Here is a 23,376-nt window from a genome sequence, read left to right on the forward strand (position 1 = left end):
GGGATTCCGGCGAGGACCCGGAGCCGCGCCCCCACTGCCGCGCATCTCGAAGACGAAAGTATCCCCTTGTGAGTGACACATCCCATGACGGTGCGATCGCGATGACCGCCCGGCCATCGGCCGACGACGGTCTGTCCCCGGCGCAGCTCGCCGCCAAGCACGGTCTTTCGGTCAGCGGCGCCCGCCCGGGACTGGCCGAGTACGTCCGCCAGCTGTGGGGCCGGCGACATTTCATCCTGGCCTTCTCGCAGGCCAAGCTGACCGCCCAGTACAGCAAGGCCAAGCTCGGCCAGCTGTGGCAGGTGGTGACCCCGCTGCTCAACGCGCTGGTCTACTACTTGATCTTCGGCCTGATCCTCGGGACGAAGGACGGCATGTCCGATGAAGTCTTCGTTCCGTTCCTGGTCACGGGTGTCTTCGTCTTCACCTTCACCCAGAGTTCCGTGATGTCGGGCGTCCGGGCCATCTCGGGCAATCTCGGTCTGGTGCGGGCCCTGCACTTCCCGCGCGCCTCGCTGCCCATCTCCTTCGCGCTCCAGCAGCTCCAGCAGCTGCTGTTCTCGATGGTGGTGCTGCTGCTGATCGTGATCGGCTTCGGCAGCTATCCCTCGCTGTCCTGGCTGCTGATCATCCCCGCGCTGGTGCTCCAGTTCGTCTTCAACACCGGTCTCGCGCTGATCGTCGCCAGGCTCGGCAGCAAGACGCCCGACCTCGCCCAGCTGATGCCGTTCATCATGCGGACCTGGATGTACGCGTCCGGTGTGATGTTCTCCATCCCGCTGATGCTCAAGGACAAGCCGGCCTGGATCACCGATCTGCTCCAGTGGAACCCCGCCGCCGTCTACATGGACCTGATCCGCTTCGCGCTGATCGACGGCTACACCTCCGACAATCTCCCGGACCATGTCTGGGGGCTCGCACTGGGCTGGGCGATCGCGTTCGGCGTCTTCGGTTTCGTGTACTTCTGGAAGGCTGAAGAGCGGTATGGCCGTGGCTGAGAACAACACGGGGCACATCCCCACCGTCATCGCCGACGATGTCCACATCGTCTACCGGGTGCACGGCGCGGGCGGCGGCCGAGGCAGCGCCACCGCCGCGCTCAGCCGGATCCTGCGGCGGAAGAAGGGCGAGCAGCAGCGGGGCGTACGCGAGGTGCACGCCGTGCGCGGCGTCTCCTTCACCGCCTACCGCGGCGAGGCGATCGGACTGATCGGCACCAACGGCTCCGGCAAGTCGACGCTGCTGCGGGCCATAGCCGGTCTGCTGCCCACCGAGCGCGGCCAGGTCTACACCGACGGCCAGCCCTCGCTGCTGGGCGTCAACGCCGCGCTGATGGGCGATCTGACCGGCGAGCGCAATGTGATCCTCGGCGGACTGGCCATGGGCATGACGCGCGAGCAGATCCGCGAGCGCTACCAGTCCATCGTCGACTTCTCCGGGATCAACGAGAAGGGCGACTTCATCACCCTGCCGATGCGCACCTACTCCTCCGGAATGGGCGCGCGGCTGCGGTTCTCCATCGCGGCCGCCAAGGACCACGACGTCCTGATGATCGACGAGGCGCTGGCCACCGGCGACCGCAAGTTCCAGATCCGCTCCGAGGCCCGCATCCGCGAGCTGCGCAAGGAGGCGGGCACGGTCTTCCTGGTCAGCCACAGCAACAAGTCGATCAGGGACACCTGCGACCGGGTGCTCTGGCTGGAGAAGGGCGAGCTGCTGATGGACGGTCCCACGGACGAGGTCCTCAAGGCGTACGAGAAGGAAACCGGCAAGTAGTCACACCGCCGGAACGAGACCGAGGGGGCCGGCGAGGACGCCGGTCCCGATCGAGGCCCCCGCTGTGACATCCGGGCGGGGGCCTTATCGCGTCCTCCCACATGACGGCCGCGCATCGGCCGTCACCACGGCGATACGGGCCCCGGAACGTCATGGCGGAGAACAAGCCCGGGGCCATGAGGGAAGGTTGACCGCCAGTGCGGCGCTCTTGCAGGGACCGCGATGCCCGGACGCATGCCCGGATGTCGCGCAACGTAAGCTGGACCGGTGCGGAATCACGGCAAGTGGGGCGATACGCCCCCGATGCCCGGCCCGGCGGACGGACCTCGCGCGGTCGGGACGACCGGCGGCGTGTCCGAAATAGGATGGATTGGATCGGCAGTGTAGAACGGGAGATGTGACGGCAATGATCGAAAATCTCCAGCCCCGCGAGGCTTTCGCCGTCCCCGCACCTGGCAGCCACCGATGACCGCGAACCGGTCGGCGCGCACAGCGGTCCCGGCGGACCCCGGCGCGCGCGGCACCCTCGACAAGGCCACCGCCGAGAACTTCTCCGTGGCCCCCTTCTTCCTTCCGCGCGCCGCGCGCGAGGACCTCATGGCGCTCTACGGCTACGCGCGGCTCGTCGACGACATCGGCGACGGCGACCTCGCCCCCGGCGGAGCCGACGCCCGGCTGCTCGGCGTCGACCCCGCCGACGCCGACGACCGGCTGATCCTGCTCGACGCCTTCGAGGCCGATCTGCGCCGGGTCTTCGCCGGGCCCCGCGACCGCTCCGGCGACCGCACCGGGCCCCCGGCGGACAGCGACCGCCAAGGCGCCGCCGAGGAGCCCCGGCACCCCCTGCTGCGCGCGCTGCGGCCCACCGTGCGCGCCCGCTCCCTCACCATCGAGCCCTTCCTCGGCCTGATCGAGGCCAACCGCCGCGACCAGCGGGTGACGCGCTACGAGACGTACGACGAACTCCTCGCCTACTGCGAGCTGTCCGCCAACCCCGTCGGCAACCTCGTCCTCCAGGTCGGCGGAGCCATGAGCCCCGAACGCCTGCGCCGCTCGGACGCCGTCTGCACCGCGCTCCAGATCGTCGAGCACCTCCAGGACGTCGCCGAGGACCTCGCCGCCGGCCGGATCTACCTCCCGGCCGAGGACATGCGCCGCTTCCACGTCACCGAGGCCGATCTCACGGCCCCGACCGGGAACGCTTCCGTGCGCGCCCTCGTTGCCTACCAGGCGGACCGTGCCCGCCGTCTGCTGGACGAGGGCGCGCCGCTGGTGGGCAGTGTCGACGGCAGGCTGCGGCTGCTGCTCGCCGGATTCGTCGCGGGAGGGTACGCAGCCCTCGCCGCGATCAGGTCCGCCGGACACGACGTACTGCCCGGACCACCCAGACCCGCCAGGACGCGACTGCTGCGTGAAACGGGAGCCGTCCTGCGAAGAGCGCGTAAAGAGAGGTGAGCCGGACCATGGAGCAAACGACCCAGATGCCGGCACCGGTACAGGCCGCGTACAGCTACTGCGAGGCCGTCACCGGACAGCAGGCGCGTAACTTCGCGTACGGCATCCGACTGCTGCCGCCCGACAAGCGGCAGGCCATGTCCGCGCTGTACGCGTTCTCGCGGCGCGTGGACGACATCGGCGACGGCGGGCTGGAGCCCGCCGAGAAGGGGGACCGCCTGGCGGCGACCCGGGAACTGCTGGAGCGCGTCCGCCGCGACGAGGTCGCCGAGGACGACACCGACCCGGTCGCGGTCGCCCTCGCGGACACCGCGCGCCGCTTCCCGCTGCCGCTCGGCGGGCTCGACGAGCTGATCGACGGCGTCCTCATGGACGTACGCGGCGAGACCTACGAGACCTGGGACGACCTCAAGGCGTACTGCCGGTGCGTCGCCGGGGCCATCGGACGGCTCTCGCTCGGCGTGTTCGGCACCCAGGAGGGCGCGCGCGGCGCCGAACGCGCCGCCGAGTACGCCGACACCCTGGGGCTCGCGCTCCAACTCACCAACATCCTGCGGGACGTCCGCGAGGACGCCGGCCACGGGCGCACCTATCTGCCCGCCGACGACCTCGCCAAGTTCGGCTGCTCCGAGGGCTTCCGCACCGCGAGCCCCCCGCCGGGCGCCGACTTCGCCGGCCTCGTCCACTTCGAAGTGCGCCGCGCCCGCGCCCTCTTCGCCGAGGGGTACCGGCTGCTGCCGATGCTCGACCGGCGCAGCGGGGCCTGCGTCGCCGCGATGGCCGGGATCTACCGCAGGCTCCTCGACCGCATCGAGCGCGACCCGCAGGCCGTGCTGCGCGGCCGGGTCTCGCTGCCCGGCCGCGAGAAGGCGTATGTCGCGGTCCGCGGCCTGTCGGGCCTGGACGCCCGGCACATCAGCCGGCAGAGCCTCAGGGGGCGTGCGTGATGGACCTTCCGTACCTTCGCGGCCGCTCCGGCTCCGGCCCGGCGGCCCTCCTTCGCGGGCGCCCACGCGCGCGGGCGCACGCGACCGGGACCGGGCCGGCGGCGCTCGCGGCCGTACGCGCCGTGTCCCCGGTCACGGGCCCGTACGCCGTGTCCCCGGGCCGGTGCGCCGCACTCGCGGCCGCCCGCTCCGTACACGCCGCCCGCTCCGTATACGCCACGCACGCCGTACGCACCCGGGAGGAGGCCGTATGACCGGCACCGGGACCCGGCGGGCGGTGGTCGTCGGCGGCGGACTCGCCGGAGTCACCGCCGCGCTCCAGCTCGCCGGCGCGGGCGTCGCCGTCAGGCTCCTGGAGAGCCGCCCCCGCCTCGGCGGGCTCGCCTTCTCCTTCCAGCGCGGCGAGCTGACCGTCGACAACGGCCAGCACGTCTATCTGCGCTGCTGCACCGCCTACCGCTGGTTCCTGGAGCGGATCGGCGGCACCGCGCTCGCCCCCGTCCAGGACCGCCTCGACGTCCCCGTACTCGACGTCGGGCGCGCCCGGCCGAGGCTCGGACGGCTGCGCCGCACCGCGCTGCCCGTACCGCTGCACCTCGCGGCGAGCCTCGCCGGCTACCCCCACCTCAGCCTCGCCGAACGCGCGTCCGTCGGCCGCGCCGCCCTCGCGCTCGGCCGGCTCGACCCGGCCGACCCCGCGCTCGACGGCATCGACTTCGCCACCTGGCTCGGCCGCCACGGCCAGTCCCCGAGGACCATCGAGGCCCTGTGGGACCTCGTCGGCGTGGCGACGCTCAACGCCACCGCGCCGGACACCTCCATGGGGCTCGCCGCCATGGTCTTCAAGACCGGGCTGCTCTCCGACCCCGGAGCGGCCGACATCGGCTGGGCCCGGGTCCCGCTGGGCGAGCTGCACGACACCCTCGCCCGCAAGGCCCTGGCGACCGCCGGGGTGCGCGTCGAGACCGCCGTCCGGGTCCGCGGCCTCGCCCGCGACCCGGAGGCCGACGGCCGCGGCTGGCGCGTCGAGACCGACGGCGAGACCCTGACCGCGGACACCGTCGTCCTCGCCGTCGCCCAGCGCGAGGCCCACGCCCTGCTGCCCGAAGGGGCCCTCGCCGACCCCGACCGGCTGCTCGACATCGGCACCGCGCCCATTCTCAACATCCACGTGCTCTACGACCGCAAGGTGCTGCGCCGCCCCTTCTTCGCCGCGCTCGGCAGCCCCGTCCAATGGGTCTTCGACCGCACCGAGGCGTCCGGACTGGCGGAAGGCCAGTATCTGGCGCTGTCGCAGTCCGCCGCCCAGGACGAGATCGACGCGCCCGTCGCCGAGCTGCGCGAGCGCTATCTGCCCGAGCTGGAGCGACTGCTGCCGCCCACGCGCGACGCCCGGGTGCGGGACTTCTTCGTCACCCGCGAGCGCACCGCCACCTTCGCGCCCGCGCCCGGCGTCGGCAGACTGCGCCCCGGCGCGGCCACCCGAGCCCCCGGCCTGTATCTGGCGGGCGCGTGGACCGCCACCGGCTGGCCCGCGACCATGGAAGGCGCCGTACGCAGCGGATTCACCGCGGCCGACGCGGCGCTCCGTGCTCTCGGCCGCCCCCACGAACATCCGCTCAAGGAGGCGGCGTGAGCCCGAGTACCGGAACAAGAGGAGAGACCGTGCCGACTGTGCCTTCGGCGAACCCGGCTGATGACACCGCAGCGGGCGTGGACATCGCCGCGCTGCTGGAGCGCGGACGCGCCCTGTCGACGCCGGAGCTGCGTGCCGCCGTCGACCGGCTCGCGTCCCCCATGAACACCGTCGCCGCCTACCACTTCGGCTGGATCGACGCCCACGGCCGGCCGGCCGACGGCGACGGCGGAAAGGCCGTGCGCCCGGCGCTCGCGCTGCTCTCCGCCGAGGCCGCCGGTGCCGCCCCCGAGGTCGGCGTCCCCGGAGCCGTGGCGGTGGAGCTGGTGCACAACTTCTCCCTGCTGCACGACGATCTGATGGACGGCGACGAGCAGCGCCGCCACCGCGACACGGTGTGGAAGGTGCACGGCCCCGCGCAGGCCATCCTCGTCGGCGACGCGCTCTTCGCCCTCGCCAACGAGGTGCTGCTGGAGCTGGGCACCGTGGAGGCGGGCCGTGCCACCCGCCGGCTGACCGCCGCCACCCGCAAGCTGATCGACGGCCAGGCCCAGGACATCTCCTACGAGCACCGCGAGCGGGTCACCGTCGAGGAGTGCCTGGAGATGGAGGGCAACAAGACCGGCGCCCTGCTGGCCTGCGCCGTCTCCATCGGCGCGGTGCTCGGCGGAGCGGACGACCGCACCGCCGACACCCTGGAGGAGTACGGATACCACCTCGGTCTCGCCTTCCAGGCCGTCGACGATCTGCTCGGCATCTGGGGCGACCCGGTCAGCACCGGCAAGCAGACCTGGAGCGATCTGCGCCAGCGCAAGAAGTCCCTGCCCGTCGTGGCCGCGCTGGCCGAGGGCGGACCGGCCTCCCGGCGGCTCGGCGAACTGCTCGCCGCCGACGCCAAGAGCAATGACTTCGACAGCTTCTCCGAGGAGGAGTTCGCCGTCCGGGCCGCCCTGATCGAGGAGGCGGGCGGCCGGGAGTGGACCTCCCAGGAGGCCCGCCGTCAGCACGCCGTGGCGATCGCCGCGCTGGACGGCGTCGAGATCCCCGACACGGTCCGGGCGCAGCTCGTGGCCCTCGCCGACTTCGTCGTGGTCCGCAAGCGGTGAACGCGGCCCCGGTCACGATTCTCGTGAAAGAGGTGACACACACCCCTTCGGCCACGCCCATCATGTCTTCCATATGAATCGCAGTCGCCGGCCGGCGACCGGGAAACCGGACGCCGGCCGACGGACACCCCCAGCACCGCAGCGCACCACGCACCACTGCACGTAAGGGGAAGCCATGACAGCGACGACTGATGGAAGCGGCGGGTCCGCGCAGGGCCGGGCGGCGACCGCCGACGAGAAGATCTATCTCCACCCGCCCGTGGAGCTGGTGGGCGCGGAGGCGGCGCACGCGGGCGCCGCGACGCTCCCCGGCACGGCGGAAGCGTCCGGCGCGGCCGGTCCCGGCTTGGCGGACCGGCCCCCCGGCACGGCGGAGCCCGGAGTCGCCACGGAGGAGCCCGGCGCCGGGGCGGCGGGCGCGGCGGCCCGCGCGGTCACCCGGGCGATCGAGCATCTGCTCGGCAGACAGGATCCCCAGGGGTGGTGGAAGGGGACCCTGGAGACCAATGTGACGATGGACGCCGAGGATCTCCTGATGCGCCAGTTCCTCGGCATCCCGGACGACCGCGTCACCGCGGCCGCGGCCCGCTTCATCCGCGGCGAGCAGCGCGAGGACGGCACCTGGGCCACGTTCTTCGGCGGCCCCGGCGACCTCTCCGCCACCATCGAGGCGTACGTCGCCCTCCGGCTCGCCGGGGACCGGCCAGACGACCAGCACATGTCCCGGGCGTCCGCCTGGATCCGGGATCGCGGCGGAGTCGCCGAGAGCCGGGTCTTCACCCGGATCTGGCTCGCGCTCTTCGGCTGGTGGAAGTGGGACGACCTCCCCGAGATCCCGCCCGAGCTGATCTTCCTGCCGTCCTGGTTCCCGCTGAACATCTACGACTTCGGCTGCTGGGCGCGCCAGACCATCGTGCCGCTGACCATCGTCTCGGCGAAGCGCCCCGTCAAGCCCGCGCCGTTCGCCCTCGACGAGCTGCACACCGACCACCGCGATCCGAACCCGGCCAAGCCCCTCGCCCCGGCGACCAGCTGGAACGGCTTCTTCCAGCGCGCCGACCGGGTGCTGCACCGCTACCACCGCGCCGTGCCCCGCGCCCTGCGCCGGGCGGCGGTGAAGGCGGCCACCCGCTGGATCGTCGAACGCCAGGAGAACGACGGCTGCTGGGGCGGGATCCAGCCCCCCGCCGTGTACTCCCTCATCGCCCTGCACCTGGTCGGCTACGACATCGGACACCCGGTCATGCGGGCGGGCCTGGAGTCGCTGGACCGTTTCACCGTCTGGCGCGAGGACGGCGCCCGGATGGTCGAGGCCTGCCAGTCGCCGGTCTGGGACACCTGCCTCGCCACGGTCGCCCTCGCCGACGCGGGGCTGCCCGCCGACCACCCGGCGCTGGTGAGGGCCGCCGACTGGATGCTCGGCGAGGAGATCGTGCGCCCCGGCGACTGGTCGGTGCGCCGGCCCCATCTCGCCCCCGGCGGCTGGGCGTTCGAATTCCACAACGAGAACTACCCCGACATCGACGACACCGCCGAAGTCATCCTCGCCCTGCGCCGCGTCCGCCATCCCGAGCCCGCCCGGGTCGAGGCGGCGATCGCCCGCGCCGGGCGGTGGACGCTCGGCATGCAGTCCGGCGACGGAGCGTGGGGCGCGTTCGACGCCGACAACACCAGCCCCTTCCCCGGCCGACTGCCCTTCAGCGACTTCGGCGAGGTCATCGACCCGCCGTCGGCGGACGTCACCGCGCACGTGGTGGAGATGCTCGCCCACGAGGGCCGCGCCCACCACCCCCGCGCCCGGCGCGGCATCGAATGGCTCCTCGCCCACCAGGAGCCCAGCGGGGCCTGGTTCGGCCGCTGGGGCGTCAACCACGTCTACGGCACGGGGTCGGTGGTCCCGGCCCTCACCGCCGCCGGGATCTCCACCGCGCACCCCGCGATCCGCCGCGCGGTCCGCTGGCTCACCTCCGTACAGAACGACGACGGAGGCTGGGGCGAGGATCTGCGCTCCTACCGGGACCGGGAGTGGGAGGGCCGGGGCGAGTCCACCGCCTCCCAGACCGCGTGGGCGCTGCTCGCGCTGCTCGCCGCGGGGGAGCGGGGGAGCCCGGCGGTCGAGCGGGGAGTCGCCCGGCTGGCCGCGACCCAGCTGCCGGACGGCTCCTGGGACGAGCCGTACTTCACCGGCACCGGCTTCCCCTGGGACTTCTCCATCAACTACCACCTCTACCGGCAGGTCTTCCCGCTCACCGCGCTCGGACGGTATGTGCACGGGCATCCCGCCCCCACCGCCTGCCGTCAGGGGAGCTGATGCCCGCCCCCCGGGGACCCGGACCGCTCCTGATCGTCTGCGCGCTCGGCATCGAGCGACTCGCCCTGCTGGGCGGCGGGAGCCGGAGCGGCGGTGCCCGGAACGGCGCGGTCCGGAGTGACGAGGTCCCGAACGGCGCGGTCCGGAACGGCGGCGCGCCCGCGTCCGCCGACCCCGGCGCGCCGCCCGGACCGGTCACCGTGCTCCGCACCGGCATGGGCCCGCGCAACGCGGAGCGCGCCGTCCGCGCCGCCCTGGACGACGACGGCATGCGGAACGCGGCGGTCATCGCGTCCGGCTTCTGCGCCGGGCTCGCCGGGGGAATGCGCCCCGGCGACCTCGTGGTCGCCGCCGAGACCCGCCACCTCGACGGCGTCACCGTCTGCACCGACCCCGAACGGCTCGCCGCGGCCCTCTCCCGCGCCCTCCCCGGCCGCCGGGTCCACACCGGCCCGCTGACCGGCGCCGACCATGTCGTACGCGGCCGCGAGCGCGCGCTGCTGCGTACCACCGGCGCGATCGCCGCCGACATGGAGAGCGCGGCCACCCTGCTGACCGCGCTGCGCGCCGGACCCCGTCCGATTGCGGCCGTACGGGTGATCGTGGACGCTCCTGAGCATGAGCTGGTCCGTCTCGGCACAGTACGCGGTGGAATATCGGCCTTCCGTGTTCTTCGTTCCGTCCTTCCCGCGTTCCATGAATGGCACCGTTCTTTGCTGCTCCCCTGGAGGTGAGCTAGATGGCCATGCCGCTCCGCCAGACCATCCGGGTAGGGACCTACCTCTTCGAACAGAAACTCCGCAAGCGCGAGAAGTTTCCGCTCATCGTCGAACTCGAACCGCTCTTCGCCTGCAATCTCAAATGCGAGGGCTGCGGAAAGATCCAGCATCCGGCCGGCGTGCTGAAGCAGCGCATGCCGGTCGCCCAGGCGGTCGGCGCGGTGCTGGAGTCCGGAGCGCCGATGGTGTCCATCGCGGGCGGCGAACCGCTGATGCACCCGCAGATCGACGAGATCGTCCGCCAGCTGGTGGAGCGGAAGAAGTACGTCTTTCTCTGCACCAACGCCATGCTGCTCCGCAAGAAGATCGAGAAGTTCACCCCGTCCCGGTTCTTCGCGTTCGCCGTCCACATCGACGGACTGCGCGAGCGCCACGACGAATCGGTCGCCAAGGAGGGGGTGTTCGACGAGGCGGTCGAGGCGATCAAGGAGGCCAAGAAAAGGGGATTCCGGGTCACCACCAACTCGACCTTCTTCAACACCGACACCCCGCAGACCGTCATCGAGGTGCTCAATTACCTCAATGACGACCTCCAGGTGGACGAGATGATGATCTCGCCCGCGTACGCCTACGAGAAGGCGCCCGACCAGGAGCACTTCCTCGGCGTCGAGCAGACCCGGGAGCTGTTCCGCAAATCCTTCGCGGGCGGCAACCGGCGGCGCTGGCGGCTCAACCACTCACCGCTCTTCCTCGACTTCCTCGAAGGCAAGGCGGACTTCCCCTGCACGGCGTGGGCGATCCCCAACTACTCGCTCTTCGGCTGGCAGCGCCCCTGCTATCTGATGAGCGACGGCTACGTCCCCACCTACCGCGAGCTGATCGAGGAGACCGACTGGGAGAAGTACGGCCGGGGCAAGGACCCGCGCTGCGCCAACTGCATGGCGCACTGCGGCTATGAGCCCACCGCCGTCCTCGCCACCATGGGCTCCCTGAAGGAATCCCTCCGGGCGGCGCGCGAGACCGTGTCCGGCGGCCGGGGCTGAGCCGGCGACCGCCGGTGCGACGGGCCCGGCCTGCCGCGGCCCGTCGCACCCACCCCCCTCACCGGCCCTCCCCGCCCGGGGACCAGCCCAGGAGAGACGAGGCATGACCGACCCGCCGCGCACCGACGCACTCCACACCGCCCCGGCGCGCACCGACCCGCCGCGCGCCGAGGCGCCCCGTACCGACGCGCCCCGTACGGACGTATCGCGTACGGACGCATCGCCTGCCGGCCCGGCGCGCGGCGGCGCACCGCGTGCCGACCCGTCGGGCTTCGACCTGGCCCGGCTGCTCGCCGAACGCGGCTCGGAACGCTATGACCTGCACACCCGTCATCTCAACCACCAGCTGCCGCGCATGCTCCACACGCTCGGCTTCGACAAGGTCTACGAACGGGCTGAGGGAGCCTACTTCTGGGACGCCGAGGGCGACGACTACCTCGACATGCTCTCCGGCTTCGGGGTGATGGGCCTCGGCCGGCACCACCCCGTCGTACGGAAGGCGCTGCACGACGTCCTCGACCTCTCCCTCGCCGACCTCACCCGCTTCGACTGCCAGCCGCTGCCCGGACTGCTGGCCGAGAAGCTGCTCGCCCACAGCCCCCATCTCGACCGGGTGTTCTTCACCAGCAGCGGCACCGAGGCGGTGGAGACCGCCCTCAAATTCGCCCGCCGCGCCACCGGCAGGTCCAGGATCCTCTACTGCGACCACGCCTTCCACGGGCTGACCGCCGGCTCGCTGTCGGTCAACGGGGAGTCCGGCTTCCGGGACGGATTCGGCCCGCTGCTGGCCGACACCGCCGTACCGCTGGGCGACCTCGGCGCGCTGGAGCGGGAGCTGGACCGCGGCGATGTGGCCGCGCTGATCGTCGAACCGATCCAGGGCAAGGGCGTCCACGAGGCCCCGCCCGGCTTTCTGCGCGCCGCCCGGGAGCTGCTGCACCGCCGCAAGGCGCTCCTGATCGCGGACGAGGTGCAGACCGGCCTCGGCCGTACCGGCGACTTCTACGCCCATCAGCACGAGGAGGGGGTGGAACCGGATCTGGTGTGCGTCGCCAAGGCGCTCTCCGGCGGCTATGTCCCGGTGGGGGCCGCCCTCGGCAAGGACTGGATCTTCCGCAAGGTCTACTCCTCGATGGACCGGGTGCTGGTCCACTCGGCGAGCTTCGGCTCCAACGCGCAGGCGATGGCGGCCGGCCTCGCGGTGCTCTCCGTGATCGAGGACGAACAGCTCGTGGCGAACGCCCGCGTCACCGGGGAGCTGCTGCGCACCCGGCTCACGGCGCTCGTCGACCGCTACGAGTTCCTGCACCAGGTCCGCGGGCGCGGGCTGATGACCGGCATCGAGTTCGGCCGGCCCGTATCGCTGAAGCTGCGCGGCCGCTGGACCATGCTGCAGGCGGCCCGGAAGGGGCTCTTCGCCCAGATGGTGGTGGTCCCGCTGCTGCACCGGCACCGGATCCTCACCCAGGTCTCCGGCGACCGGCTGGAGGTGATCAAGCTGATCCCGCCGCTCACCATCGGCGAGCGCGAGGTCGACCGCTTCGTCACGGCCTTCACCTCCGTGATGGACGACGCCCACTCCGGCGGCGGGCTCATGTGGGACTTCGGCCGCACCCTGATCCGCCAGGCGGCCGCGGACCGGCCCTGAGGCGCGCCGCCCGGCCGGGGCGCGCACTGCCGTGAACGGGGCCCCGCGAGCGTGCGTGCGGCTGCGGGGGTGTGCGAGCGCGGCCCTGTGAGCAGCGCCGGAGGCGATTTTTGCCTCTGAGGCAAGAAATTTGCCTCAGAGGTAGTTTCCTGGCGCAATGGACTCATGCAGAGTCCTCCCGGGGGCCATCCCCCGGACCTTCGGTCTCCTGCGGGAGACTTCCCGGCCGAGCTGGCGGACGTGGCCCCGCGGCTGCGCGAGCTGCGCCGCCGCCGCGGTCTCACCCTGGAGGCCGCCGCCCATCGCGCGGGCCTCTCGCCCGCGCATCTGTCCCGGCTGGAGACCGGCCGCAGGCAGCCCTCGCTGCCGATGCTGCTCTCCCTCGCCAGAATCTACGGTACGGCAATCGCCGAGCTGCTCGGCGAGCTGTCGGCGGAGCCCGACCCGGTGATCCGGGGCGGCCGCCGGGAACCGGCCTCCGCCGACGGGTGGACCTACCACCAGGCGGGCTCCCCGGGCCGGGCCATGCAGGCGCTGCGGCTGCTCGTGCCCTACGGGGCCCAGGGCGACCTGGTGCGAGTGCACCCGGGCGAGGAGTGGATCTACGTTCTCGACGGCCGTCTGAAGCTCACCCTCGGCGAGGCCGTGCACGAGCTGGGCCCCGGGGACAGCGCCCATTTCGACTCGCTCACCCCGCACCGGCTCGCGGCGGCCTCCCGCGACGGCGCGGAGATGCTGTTCGTCCACACCCTGCTCCAGAGCCCCGAACTCCATCCGCACGCCTGAAAGCGAGGACTGTCATGTCCGAGAACACCGCGGCACCCGTGCCCGAGAAGCCCAAGGGCAAGCAGGAGAGCAAGTTCCCCACGGGAATGATCGTCCGGCTCTTCGCCTATCTGATCGCGGGCCACATCCTGGCCGGCTTCCTCTACCTGCTGTTCGAGATGGGCGCCAAGTAGCCCCTCGGAGGAGCCCCCGGCCGCACCGCCCCCGGCGTAGCCCCCGGCCGTGCGGCCACCGCCTTCCGGCCCGGCCCGGGGCGCCCCCGCCCGGCCCGGCCCCGGCCGCCGGACCCGGCCGCCGGCTGCGGGCCCTTACGCGGGGCCCGCGAGACGGCCGGCTCCCCGCCGCGCGGGGGAGCGGTCCGGTCTCAGCCCTCGCTCACGAGCCGCTCGCGCAGCCGCTCTCGCGTCCCGGGGTCGAGCTTCAGCCCCTCGGTGAGATAGCGCTCGGTGGTGCCCCAGTTCTCCTGGACGGTGTCGAACGCGGCGTGCAGATACTCCAGACGCGCGTCGAAGAGCGGACCGAGCAGCTCCATCACCTCCTGCGACATCCCGCCCTCCGAGCTGTTGCCGCGGCGCACCAGATACCGCCGCGAGGGCTCGTTGGACTTGAGGTAGTCCTCCTCGATCGCCTCCCGCTCGACGCCCACCGCGAGCAGGGCGATCGCTATCGAGAGCCCCGCGCGGTCCTTCCCGGCGGCGCAGTGCATCAGCGCCGGCACGCTGTCCTCCGCGAGCGCGTGCAGGATACGGCTGTGCTCGTCCGTCCGCCGGGTGATCAGCACCCGGTACGAGTCCCTCATCCGCTGGGCCGCCTGCCCGTCGCCCAGGAGCGACCGCAGCTGGTCGATCTCGCCTTCGCGGATCATCTTCCAGAACTCCACGCCGTCGGCCGGATCGCTGAGCGGGAGATTCAGATTCCGCACGCCGGGCAGCTCGGCGTCGCTCCCCTCCAGCCCGATGTCGGCCGCATTGCGGAAATCGAAGATCGTGTGCAGCTCCAGCGAGGTCAGAAAGACGACATCGCTCTCGGTCGCGTGGGCCAGATGCCCGCTGCGGTAGAGCCGCCCGTACCGGGTCCGTCCGCCGTCCGCGGTCGGCAGCCCGCCCACATCACGGAAATTACGCACTCCGACCAGCTCGGGCTCGGTCGACGGGACCTGCGGCAGCTGCTGCGTCACGAAGTCTCCTGAGGGTCATTGGCGCCGGCGCTGCTCGCCGACGATGGCCTGTTCTTGACGATACGACATTGATTCCAGGGGCAATCATCTTCTCCGACCGGCGTTCGGGGAAGGGGTTCGGGCGAGTCGCGGGCCGTCGGCCGGCGCCCGGATCCACATGATCGCGCTTTGCGTCGATACGCGCCGGGCCGGACCGCTCCGGAGCGCTGGTCAGGGCCGCCCGCACGGGGTTATTCATCACTTCTGACCGAAATGAGTCGTTAGATATAACGTGCCCCGGCTCAGGGGGAGATGGGGCCTGCTCGGTGAGCAGGATCATAGTGGTGACGGTCCGTGGCGGCGGCCCGGACGGCAATCGCGACGCCGGGACCGGAGTTGGGGATCCGGTCTCCACGGAGGGTGACCGGGAGGGCTCCCCGCGCCCCTCTGTGGATCATCCGCCGACTGCGGAACGGCTTGTTCCGCTCCTTGCGGCTCGTCTACGGTCACGGCCATCCGGGCGGACCGCCTCATCCTGCCGCCGGCCGGAACTCCCATCGGACATCACAGCGTGGCAGGAGCGGGGGACCCAGGAAGTACGCCGGCCCGGATTTCCGGACGGCTCGGGGTGAAGCCGTACGACGAGTGCGGCCGGGCATCTCCAGCCCGAACCCGACAGCTCACCTCGCAGGCGCCGGAGAGGAACAGCCCCATGCCCGCCAAGGGTAAGCACCGTCGTCCCAGGACCAGCACACTCACCCGCGGCTTCGTCGCCGCGGGCACCGGCGGCGCGGCCTTCGCGCTTCCGCTGATGGGCGCGACCGGCGCCCACGCGGCCGAGCGATCCGCCCCGGCCGCCGTCGCCTCCGCCCCGGCCGCCGTCGCCTCCGCCCCGGCCGTCGCGCCCGCCGCCGCGCAGGCGGGTCGGGCCCCCGCCGCCCCGGTCGGCCAGAAGCCCGCCGAGGCCCCCGCCGCCACCGCGTACCGCGTGGTCGCGGGCGACCATCTGTCCAAGATCGCCGACCAGCACCGGGTCGGCGGCGGCTGGCAGAAGCTCTACGCGGACAACCGCGCGGTGGTCGGCGACGACCCGTCGCTCATCCACCCCGGCCTCGAACTCGCCCTCGGCAAGCCCGCCGAGGCGAAGGGCTCCGCGGACCAGGGCGAACAGCGGGACCGCGCTCCGCGCGAGGCCGCCGCGCCCGCCTCCGGAGGCAACGGCCCGGCCGCCCCCGCCGCGCCCCGCCAGGCCCCGGCCCAGCCCGAGGCCCCCGCGGCCGAAGCGGCCCCCACCCCCGCGCCCCCGGCGGAGCCCACCGCTCCGGCCCCCGCCGCCGAGGCCCCGGCGACCGCCGAGACCCCGGCCGCCGCGTCCGGCTACACCACCCCGCTTGCCGCCGGCGGCGTCTCCACCGGCTACCGCGCCACGGGCTCCATGTGGTCCAGCGGCTACCACACCGGTGTCGACTTCTCGGCTCCCACCGGCACCCCCGTCCGCTCCGTCGGCCCGGGCACCGTCGTCTCCGCGGGCTGGAGCGGCGCGTACGGCAACGAGGTCGTCATCCGGCACAGCGACGGCAACCACTCGCAGTACGCCCACCTCTCCTCCCTCTCGGTCTCCGCCGGGCAGGACGTGAGCGGCGGCACCCAGATCGGCGGCGTCGGCTCCACCGGCAACTCCACCGGACCGCATCTCCACTTCGAGATCCGCACCGGCGCCGGCTACGGCTCGGACATCGACCCGGTGGCGTATCTGCGCCAGCACGGCGTCTCCCTCTGACGCCGCGGGGCCGGCCGGCCCGCGCCCGAATCCCCTCGTACCGCCCGCGGTGCGAGGGGATTCCCGTATATTCCCGGCGGCGTGATATCTCCCGGTGGTAAACATCACCTCCCGTCAACCCCTCCCTACGGTCGCGTAGGTCACATCCGCAAGGTCAAGATGAGTTCTTGTGGCAGACGATTCGAGAACAGAGACCAAGGGCGCAATCGGGTCGTACGCGGCGATCGGTGACAGTTTCACCGAAGGCGTCGGAGACCCCGGCCCGGACGGGACCTACATAGGCTGGGCGGACCGCTTCGCGGTTCTGCTCGCCGACCGCGCACCGGAACACACCTTTCGATACGCCAACCTGGCGGTGCGCGGCCGCCTTCTCGACCAGATCGTCGCGGAGCAGGTGCCGAGGGCGAAGGAACTGGCCCCGGACCTGGTGACGTTCTGCGCCGGGGGCAATGACATCATCCGGCCGGGCAGCGACCCGGACGACGTGGCCGAGCGCTTCGAGCGCGCGGTCGCCGACCTCACCGCCGCCGTCGGCACCGTGATGGTGACCACCGGCTTCGACACCCGGGGCGTCCCGGTCCTCCGCCATCTGCGGGGCAAGGTCGCCACCTACACCGCCCATGTGCGATCCATCGCCGACCGGTACGGCTGCCCGGTGCTCGATCTGTGGTCGCTCAGATCGGTCCAGGACCGGCGTGCCTGGGACGGCGACCGGCTGCATCTGTCCCCGGAGGGGCACACCAGGGTCGCCCTGCGCGCCGCGCAGGTGCTCGGACTCGGCCTCCCGGCCGACCCGGACCAGCCCTGGCCGCCGCTGCCCCCGCGCGGGACGCTGGAAGTACGGCGCGACGACATTCTCTGGGCCCGTGAGCACCTCGGACCCTGGATCGGCCGACGGCTGCGCGGCGAAAGCTCCGGCGACCGGATCGCCGCGAAGCGGCCGGACCTGCTGCCGCTCTGAGCGGGGCGGATCCCGGCGGCGACCCGCGGGGTCCGGGAGGCGCTCAGCCTCCCGGACCCCGCGCCGCGACGGCTCCGTACGGACGGATCGTCACCGGCACCGGCGACGACAGCTGACCGGCGGCCGGTATCCGCTCCAGCACACCGCCCGCGAAGACGTCGTACAACGGCAGCGACTCCAGATGCACATAGCCGATGTGACAGTCGCACACCGCACGCGGACAGGGCCGGGGCCCCAGCGCCGCACGGTAGGACCCGTCGTAGAGATTCCCCAGCTCCTCCCGGACGAAGTGACAGCGCCGCACCGTGCCGTCGCCGTCCACCGAGACCACCGACGCGCCCGTACGACAGGGCAGCCCGGCCGAACGGTGCGGATCGCGGCTGTACGGGAAGAGCGCGTCCAGCTCCGTCCACGCGGCCGCCTCCGCGTCCGTGTAGCGGTGGCCCTCCGCCGCGTTCACCCACAGATAGACCTGCTCGGGCAGGTCGGCGCGGAGCCTGTGGGCATGCTCCAGATGCTCGGGCAGCCCCACCGTCCCCACACTGAAACGGACCCCGAGCCGGACCAGATCACGGCACTTGCCGAGGAACCGGTCGTAGGGAGTCTGCCCCGGGTGATAGGTGCACCAGAGCGCGAGGCGCTCCGGATCGCCCTCGGCGAGCCAGTCGGTCCGGCAGCTGAGATTGGTCTGGATCGCCACCCGGCGCACCTGCGGCAGCCGGGACAGCTCCACCAGCGCCCGGCGGTACCAGGACCGGACCAGGCCCTCGCCCCAAGGGGTGAACAGCACCGACAGCCGGTCCCCGCGCTGCGCCGCCGCCCAGCCGGTGAACCGCTCCAGCGCCGCCCGGTCCGCCCGCAGCCGATCCACGCTGTCGCGCCGCTTGGCGAAGGGACAGTAGGGGCAGTCGTAGTCGCACGAGGCCAGCGGGCCCCGGTAGAGAAGGGTCAGATCCATGGCATCGCTCGCTCCGGTCTCCGTCGCTGCTGTGCGCCGCCGCCCCGGCGGCGGCCGGTCGCTGGTCACCTCGGTTCGTACGCGGCCATCGCGGAGCGCACGGAGGGCGAGAACAGCTCCGGCCCCAGCGCGTCCGAGTACGCCAGCCCCAGCTCGCTCAGCCTCAGCCGCCGGGGAGCCGCGCTGCCGTCGAGCCACCCCAGCGCCGCGAAACGGTCCAGCTCGGCCCCGAAATCGTCGCCCGGGTCGGTCCCGAAGCGCTCCCGGTACTCGCTGATCTCCATGCCCCGGGCCTGGAGGAGCGACTGCAGCAGATGCCGCCGGCGCGCCTCGCCGCCGTCCACCCGCACGCCGACCTCGGCCCGGCCGAAGTCCTCCGTCGCGGTGTAGTCGTCGACGATGCCCCGTATCTCGCCCATATTGACCGCGAAATCGAAGGAGTAGTGCAGCCGGGAGGTGTAGGAACGGGCGCCGCAGCCCAGACCGATCATGCCGTCGGTCTGGCACGCGTAGTCGTCCGGGCCCTGCGGGGGCGCGTCCGTCCGCCGGAACATCCGCATCGACACCTGCTCGTACCCCCGCGCGAGCAGCAGCTCCCGGGCCTGCCGGTAGAGCCCCAGCCGCTGTGCGTCCCAGGACTCGTCGCTCCCGGCCCCCAGCCTGCCCAGACCGGTCAGCGGTCTGACGTAGAGCGGGTAGAGATACAGCTCCTCGGGCCGCCAGACGAGCGCCGCGTCCAGCGAGCGCCGCCAGCTCTCCGGGGTCTGGCCGTCGATGCCGTAGATCAGATCGATGTTCAGCACGGGGATCGCGGCGTCCCGGATCCGGGCGAGGGCCGACTCCACCTCGGCGCGGCGCTGCGGGCGCACCGCCGCCCTCGCCTCCGCGTCGACGAAGCTCTGCACCCCGATGCTGAGCCGAGTGGCCCCCCGCGCGGCGAGCACCGCCAGCCGGTCGGCGGTCGCGGTGGCCGGCGAGGTCTCCACGGAGAGCGGTACGGCGGCCAGCTCGGCGCCCATGCGCTTCTCGGCGATGTCGCAGAGCCGGTCCAGCTCGTCGGCGGTGAGGAAGGTCGGGGTGCCGCCGCCGAAGGCCGCCGACGCGAAGCGCACCGGCTCCCCGTCGCCGAGCGCCTCGCGCACAGCGGTCGCCTGCCGGTCGAGCGCGTCGAGATAGCGGGTGGTCAGCTCCCCGGGAGCGCCGATCCGGGTGAAGAGATTGCAGAAGCCGCACCGCACCTCGCAGAACGGTATGTGCAGATAGAGCGAGAGCGCGTCCCTCGGCTCGCCCGCCCAGGCGTCCCGCAGCGCCGGGCGGTCGGCGAGCGGCCGGTAGGCCGTCTTGTGCGGATAGGCGTAGACATAGCTCTGATAGGGGCGCGGCGTCCCCGGCCGGCCGGTCATGCCGCCGCCTCCGGGAGCGACGTCCGCGTCCGGAGCCACGTGCCGTCCCCGCCCGGCCCGTCCGGCGCTTCGGGCTCCAGGAAGAAGTGGGCGTACGGCACCGTCCACACGGCCTCGTGGCCGATGCGGTGCCCGGTGTAGCCGTCGTCGCCGTAGGTCGTGCCGTGGTCGGAGCAGACGATCGCGAAACAGCGCCGCCGGGCGCGCGCCGCCGCGAACAGCCGCCCGATGTGCCGGTCCACGTACTCCAGCGCGGCGGCGTGGGTCTCCCGGGAGTCGCCCGCCTCCCGGGTCGCCCCGGGGAGATGGAACCAGTTGGGCTGGTGCAGCGCGGCGACGTTGACGAAGAGGAACAGCCTCCGCTCGCGCGGCAGCGCGGCGATCACCCGCTCCGCGCAGTCGACCTGGGCCTCGAAGGAGACCGGGGACGCGACGCCGAACTCCGGCTCCCAGTGGCTCTCCTGGAACATCCCGGGCAGTACGGAACCAAGGGCTCCGCGCCGGTTGAAGAAGCCCACCCCGCCGACGCACACCGTGCGGTAACCGGCGGCCGCGAGCCCCGACACCAGATCGGGGGTGTCGAACACATAGGTCCGGCCGGCCGTCGTCTCGCTCCCCGCGAAACGCGCGGCGAACAGCCGGGGATGCGGGCCCGGGGCGGCCGGCGTGGGCAGGAAGCCCGCGAACATCGCCTGATGCGAGGCATAGGTGAAACTGCCGGGCGCGTGCCGCTCCTCCCAGCGGCCGCCGGGCAGACAGCGCGCCAGATGCGGGATGCGGCCGGCCGCGGCCAGCTCGGCGGCGACGTCGTACCGCAGGGTGTCCAGGGTGACGAGGAGCAGATCGTCACGGCCGACGACCTCGTTCATGTCGGGGACTTCGGGGACTTCGGGGACTTCGGGGACTGCGAGGTCTTCAGGGCCCGGGGCGGGCCGGGGGCGGGGCTCAGACGCGTGCACGATGACGGTTCCCTGTTCTGCGCGGTGCGATGGGGTCGAGAGGGGCGCGGGGGCGGTCCGGACGGCGTCGCAGGGCGGCTATCTGCGCCGCGTAGGCGTCCTGGCCCTCCGCGCCGCCGCCCGGCAGACCGGTCAGCCCGGGCAGCAGATCGCCGAAGGCGTTGACCTCGCCCACGGCGAAGCGCCGCCAGCCGGTGCCGGGCAGCAGATCGACGCCCACCCGGGGCGAACCGGGGAAACGGGCCGCGGCCCGCTCGCCGAGGCGCAGCACCTCGGCCCAGCTGCCGCCCGCCGTCTCCACGGCGGCCGCCGCCCGCGCCAGATCGCCGCGCGCGCCCCCGAGATGCAGATTGGTCATGGGCGAGCGGCTCGTCCGCAGGACCGCGTGGGTCGCCCGGCCCGCGATCACGACGACCCGCAGATCGGCGGTCCGGCCGTCCTGGGAGGCCTTCGGCAGCCAGCGCTCGATGTGCAGACCGTCCGGAGCGAGCGCGTCCACGAGCGCCGCCACCTCCCGCTCCCCGCTGTACCGGCGCACCCGCAGCGAGTTGAACAGCCGCCCGAGGGCATCCCGCTCCACCGAGGTGGTCGCCTGCGCCCGGCCCCCGCTCGCCGTCTCGACCGCGAGCACCCCGGAGGCCGAGGAACCGTGGGCGAGCTTGACGAACATCCGCCGGATCCCGGTCGCCTCCCGCAGCGCGACGACGTCCTCCCACCCCCGCACCGGCGCGGCGCGGGGACCGGAGGTCGGCGAATCGGGCACCGGGACCCCGGCCTCCCGGAGGACCCCGTGGCAGAGCCGCTTGTCGAACAGGACCGCCAGCTCGCCCGGATCGTCCAGCAGCACCGCCCCGGCGTCCTCGGCCGCCACCGCGATCCGGCGCACCGCCGCGTTGAACCGCGCGTACCAGCGGGAGGAGCCCTCGACCCGCGCCGGATCGCGCACTCCCCGTAGCTCCCGGTCGACCGCCTCGTCCTCCCCGGGCGAGTCGATCCGCACCAGCTCACCGGGGCGGAACCGGGCCCGGCCGTGCAGCGCCTCGATCCAGGGCACCACCCGCACCGGGGGCAGGCCGGCGTCCCGCGCGGCGGCCGAGAACAGCGCGACCCGACGGCCTCCCGGAACGCCGACCACCGCGAGGGCGGGGCCGGCCGCGGTCCCTGTCCCGGTCACCGGATCACTCCGCCACGGCCACGTACCGGTGGCCGCGACCGTCCGCGTCGTCGCCCTGCTCCCCGGAGAGATCGACCTCCGCGCCCGCCGCCTCCAGCGCGGCCGCCAGCCGCCTCCTCATCGGCGCGCCGATGAAGTGGTGGTGGAGATCCAGCTTCTTCAGATGGGTCAGCGGCTGACCGCCGAGCAGCGCCTCGGCGCCCTCGTCGCCGAGGGTGCCCATCGACAGATCGAGGCTCTCCAGCCGGGCCACGACGGGCGCGCCCGCGAGCGCGACGGCGATCCGGTCCTGCATGTCGCTGTTGCGCAGAGCCAGATGCCGCAGCCGCGGCAGCCGGCCGCCGCCGAGGAGCGGCTCCAGATCGGAGACTCCCGCGGTCGCCCCGTATCCGGAGTCGCCCAGCCAGAGATCCAGACGCTCCAGCGCGGGCAGCTCGCTCGCCGCTATCCCGCGGACGACCTCCTGGTCCAGCCCGCCCGATTCGACGGTCAGGGAGCGGAGCCGGTCGTGCCGGACGGCCGGGAAGACCAGACTCTGCCCGCCGCGCACCCCGAACTCCAGCAGCCGCGGATAGGCGTCCAGCAGCGGCGTGACATTCCCCTGGGTGATCCAGGAGATCTCGCACTGCTCGTAGGTGATGTCCCCGATGAACAGGGCCCGCAGCGCCGGAAACCGCTCGGCGGCCGCTGTCAGCGCCTCGACGACGGGCTCGGGGCCGTTCTCGTACGGCTCCAGCCACATCCCGACGATCAGCGCCCGGACCTCGGAGGTGTCCACCGAGGCGACGAAGCGGGCGAAGGCGCTCGTCCACTCCTCCTGCTCGCCCCGCGCGTACTCGTCGACTTCGACGCGCCACGCCACCGTGGACGCGGGCGGCAGTTCGGTCTCGACGCCGGCTTCGGGAAAGTCGAACACGGGCAGGCCGTGCAGCTCCTGCAGATGGTCCGAAATGGTCATGGCGGTCGGCTCCAGACACCGGGCGGCGTTGATCGGCTGGTTGGGAGAAGTTGTACCAAGCCGCACTGACAACGGCCGCCCCAGGGTTGCTCCCCGGCCCGGCGGGAGCCGCGCCGGGCAGCGTTGTCAGACCCGGCCGTTAGCGTCGTTGTCAGTTCGGCGCAGTCCGCGCCGACGGTCGAGGGGAGAGCCATGTACCGGCAGGGAGATGTGCTGATCGTGCCCGTCGCGCAGGAGGCCGTGCCGCCGCACATCGCCGACGCGCAGGGCGAGCCGAGGGACGCGCGGGGACGGCTGGTGCTCGCGTTCGGCGAGGTCACCGGCCATGCCCACGCCGTGCCCGGCCCCGGCCGGCTGATGCGCGAGCCGGGCCCGTCCGGCTCCCAGGTCCTCCATCTGCCCGAGGGCGGCCGGGTGGTGCACGAGGAGCACGCGGCCATCCCGCTGCCCCGGGGCTGGTACCGGGTGCTGCGCCAGCGCGAGTATCTGCCGGGCTCGGTGCGCGTCGTCGCCGACTAGCCCGCCACGCGGCACCACACACCAGCAGCAACACCACCACCAGCAGTGAGGCGCCGACGGTCGAGGACCGCCGGCGGAGGG

21 protein-coding genes and 1 riboswitch are annotated in these 23,376 nt (G+C 72.8%); of the genes, 15 read left to right on the forward strand and 6 right to left on the reverse strand.

Going from position 1 to position 23,376, the window contains the following annotated elements; all coding sequences use genetic code 11:
* Positions 1-68: 68 nt before the first annotated feature.
* The 12 genes from ACF089_RS22255 to ACF089_RS22310 all read left to right on the forward strand — a co-directional run bounded on the left by ACF089_RS22255 (position 69) and on the right by ACF089_RS22310 (position 13,600).
* Entirely contained in the window at positions 69-998 is a 930-nt protein-coding gene (locus tag ACF089_RS22255) for an ABC transporter permease (protein ID WP_392029140.1), read from the forward strand.
* Positions 991-1,776, forward strand: a complete 786-nt coding sequence (locus ACF089_RS22260; RefSeq protein ID WP_392029142.1) for an ABC transporter ATP-binding protein — start codon at positions 991-993, stop codon at positions 1,774-1,776. The genes ACF089_RS22255 and ACF089_RS22260 overlap by 8 nt, the downstream gene beginning before the upstream one ends.
* A gap of 465 nt (positions 1,777-2,241) precedes the next feature.
* Positions 2,242-3,231 carry a squalene synthase HpnC gene (gene hpnC / locus ACF089_RS22265; protein ID WP_392029144.1) on the forward strand — a complete coding sequence of 330 codons (990 nt, stop codon included), beginning with the start codon at positions 2,242-2,244 and terminating at the stop codon, positions 3,229-3,231.
* Positions 3,232-3,239: 8 nt separating this feature from the next.
* Positions 3,240-4,178: a presqualene diphosphate synthase HpnD gene (hpnD, locus tag ACF089_RS22270; RefSeq protein WP_392029146.1), complete on the forward strand. Its 939-nt coding sequence runs from the start codon at positions 3,240-3,242 to the stop codon at positions 4,176-4,178.
* A gap of 250 nt (positions 4,179-4,428) precedes the next feature.
* Positions 4,429-5,814 (forward strand): hydroxysqualene dehydroxylase HpnE, encoded by a 1,386-nt coding sequence (gene hpnE / locus ACF089_RS22275; RefSeq protein ID WP_392029148.1) that lies wholly within the window; start codon positions 4,429-4,431, stop codon positions 5,812-5,814.
* A 38-nt stretch (positions 5,815-5,852) separates the two neighbouring features.
* A complete protein-coding gene (locus ACF089_RS22280; RefSeq protein ID WP_392029723.1) occupies positions 5,853-6,920 on the forward strand; it encodes a polyprenyl synthetase family protein in 1,068 nt (355 codons plus the stop codon).
* 175 nt (positions 6,921-7,095) lie between these two features.
* The gene (gene shc, locus ACF089_RS22285) at positions 7,096-9,231 is read left to right on the forward strand and encodes a squalene--hopene cyclase (RefSeq protein WP_392029150.1); all 2,136 of its coding nucleotides are present in this window, start codon (positions 7,096-7,098) and stop codon (positions 9,229-9,231) included.
* Positions 9,231-9,965 carry a 1-hydroxy-2-methyl-2-butenyl 4-diphosphate reductase gene (locus ACF089_RS22290; protein WP_392029152.1) on the forward strand — a complete coding sequence of 245 codons (735 nt, stop codon included), beginning with the start codon at positions 9,231-9,233 and terminating at the stop codon, positions 9,963-9,965. The genes shc and ACF089_RS22290 overlap by 1 nt, the downstream gene beginning before the upstream one ends.
* 5 nt (positions 9,966-9,970) lie before the next feature.
* A complete protein-coding gene (gene hpnH, locus ACF089_RS22295) occupies positions 9,971-10,993 on the forward strand; it encodes an adenosyl-hopene transferase HpnH (RefSeq protein WP_392029154.1) in 1,023 nt (340 codons plus the stop codon).
* A 103-nt stretch (positions 10,994-11,096) separates the two neighbouring features.
* Positions 11,097-12,641, forward strand: coding sequence for an aspartate aminotransferase family protein (locus tag ACF089_RS22300; protein WP_392029156.1), 1,545 nt, complete (start codon positions 11,097-11,099; stop codon positions 12,639-12,641).
* A gap of 165 nt (positions 12,642-12,806) precedes the next feature.
* Positions 12,807-13,427, forward strand: a complete 621-nt coding sequence (locus ACF089_RS22305; protein WP_392029158.1) for a helix-turn-helix domain-containing protein — start codon at positions 12,807-12,809, stop codon at positions 13,425-13,427.
* A 14-nt stretch (positions 13,428-13,441) separates the two neighbouring features.
* On the forward strand, positions 13,442-13,600 hold the full coding sequence (locus ACF089_RS22310; protein WP_392029160.1) for a DUF6126 family protein: 159 nt from the start codon (positions 13,442-13,444) through the stop codon (positions 13,598-13,600).
* A 191-nt stretch (positions 13,601-13,791) separates the two neighbouring features.
* Here ACF089_RS22310 and ACF089_RS22315 read toward each other — a convergent pair whose 3' ends face one another.
* Entirely contained in the window at positions 13,792-14,604 is an 813-nt protein-coding gene (locus ACF089_RS22315) for a tyrosine-protein phosphatase (protein ID WP_392029162.1), read from the reverse strand.
* Positions 14,605-15,135: 531 nt separating this feature from the next.
* Positions 15,136-15,290: riboswitch (cyclic di-AMP (ydaO/yuaA leader) on the forward strand.
* 5 nt (positions 15,291-15,295) lie between these two features.
* Between ACF089_RS22315 and ACF089_RS22320 the strand changes: the two genes are divergently transcribed.
* On the forward strand, positions 15,296-16,363 hold the full coding sequence (locus tag ACF089_RS22320) for a peptidoglycan DD-metalloendopeptidase family protein (RefSeq protein ID WP_392029164.1): 1,068 nt from the start codon (positions 15,296-15,298) through the stop codon (positions 16,361-16,363).
* Between the two features lie 169 nt (positions 16,364-16,532).
* Positions 16,533-17,324, forward strand: coding sequence for an SGNH/GDSL hydrolase family protein (locus ACF089_RS22325; protein ID WP_392029166.1), 792 nt, complete (start codon positions 16,533-16,535; stop codon positions 17,322-17,324).
* Between the two features lie 43 nt (positions 17,325-17,367).
* On the opposite strand, the gene ACF089_RS22330 is transcribed toward ACF089_RS22325, so the two are convergent.
* The 5 genes from ACF089_RS22330 to ACF089_RS22350 form a co-directional block, all read right to left on the reverse strand.
* Positions 17,368-18,282 (reverse strand): STM4011 family radical SAM protein, encoded by a 915-nt coding sequence (locus ACF089_RS22330; protein ID WP_392029168.1) that lies wholly within the window; start codon positions 18,280-18,282, stop codon positions 17,368-17,370.
* Positions 18,283-18,347: 65 nt separating this feature from the next.
* Entirely contained in the window at positions 18,348-19,685 is a 1,338-nt protein-coding gene (locus ACF089_RS22335) for an STM4012 family radical SAM protein (protein WP_392029170.1), read from the reverse strand.
* The gene (locus tag ACF089_RS22340) at positions 19,682-20,554 is read right to left on the reverse strand and encodes an STM4013/SEN3800 family hydrolase (protein WP_392029172.1); all 873 of its coding nucleotides are present in this window, start codon (positions 20,552-20,554) and stop codon (positions 19,682-19,684) included. The genes ACF089_RS22335 and ACF089_RS22340 overlap by 4 nt, the downstream gene beginning before the upstream one ends.
* 76 nt (positions 20,555-20,630) lie before the next feature.
* On the reverse strand, positions 20,631-21,818 hold the full coding sequence (locus tag ACF089_RS22345) for an STM4014 family protein (RefSeq protein ID WP_392029174.1): 1,188 nt from the start codon (positions 21,816-21,818) through the stop codon (positions 20,631-20,633).
* Between the two features lie 4 nt (positions 21,819-21,822).
* A complete protein-coding gene (locus ACF089_RS22350; protein ID WP_392029176.1) occupies positions 21,823-22,776 on the reverse strand; it encodes an STM4015 family protein in 954 nt (317 codons plus the stop codon).
* Positions 22,777-22,968: 192 nt separating this feature from the next.
* On the opposite strand from ACF089_RS22350, the gene ACF089_RS22355 reads away from it, so the two are divergent.
* Positions 22,969-23,295: a hypothetical protein gene (locus ACF089_RS22355; RefSeq protein ID WP_392029178.1), complete on the forward strand. Its 327-nt coding sequence runs from the start codon at positions 22,969-22,971 to the stop codon at positions 23,293-23,295.
* The last annotated feature ends 81 nt before the right edge of the window (positions 23,296-23,376 follow it).

Source organism: Streptomyces sp. NPDC014894 (genome assembly GCF_043080985.1).
GTDB lineage: Bacteria > Actinomycetota > Actinomycetes > Streptomycetales > Streptomycetaceae > Streptomyces.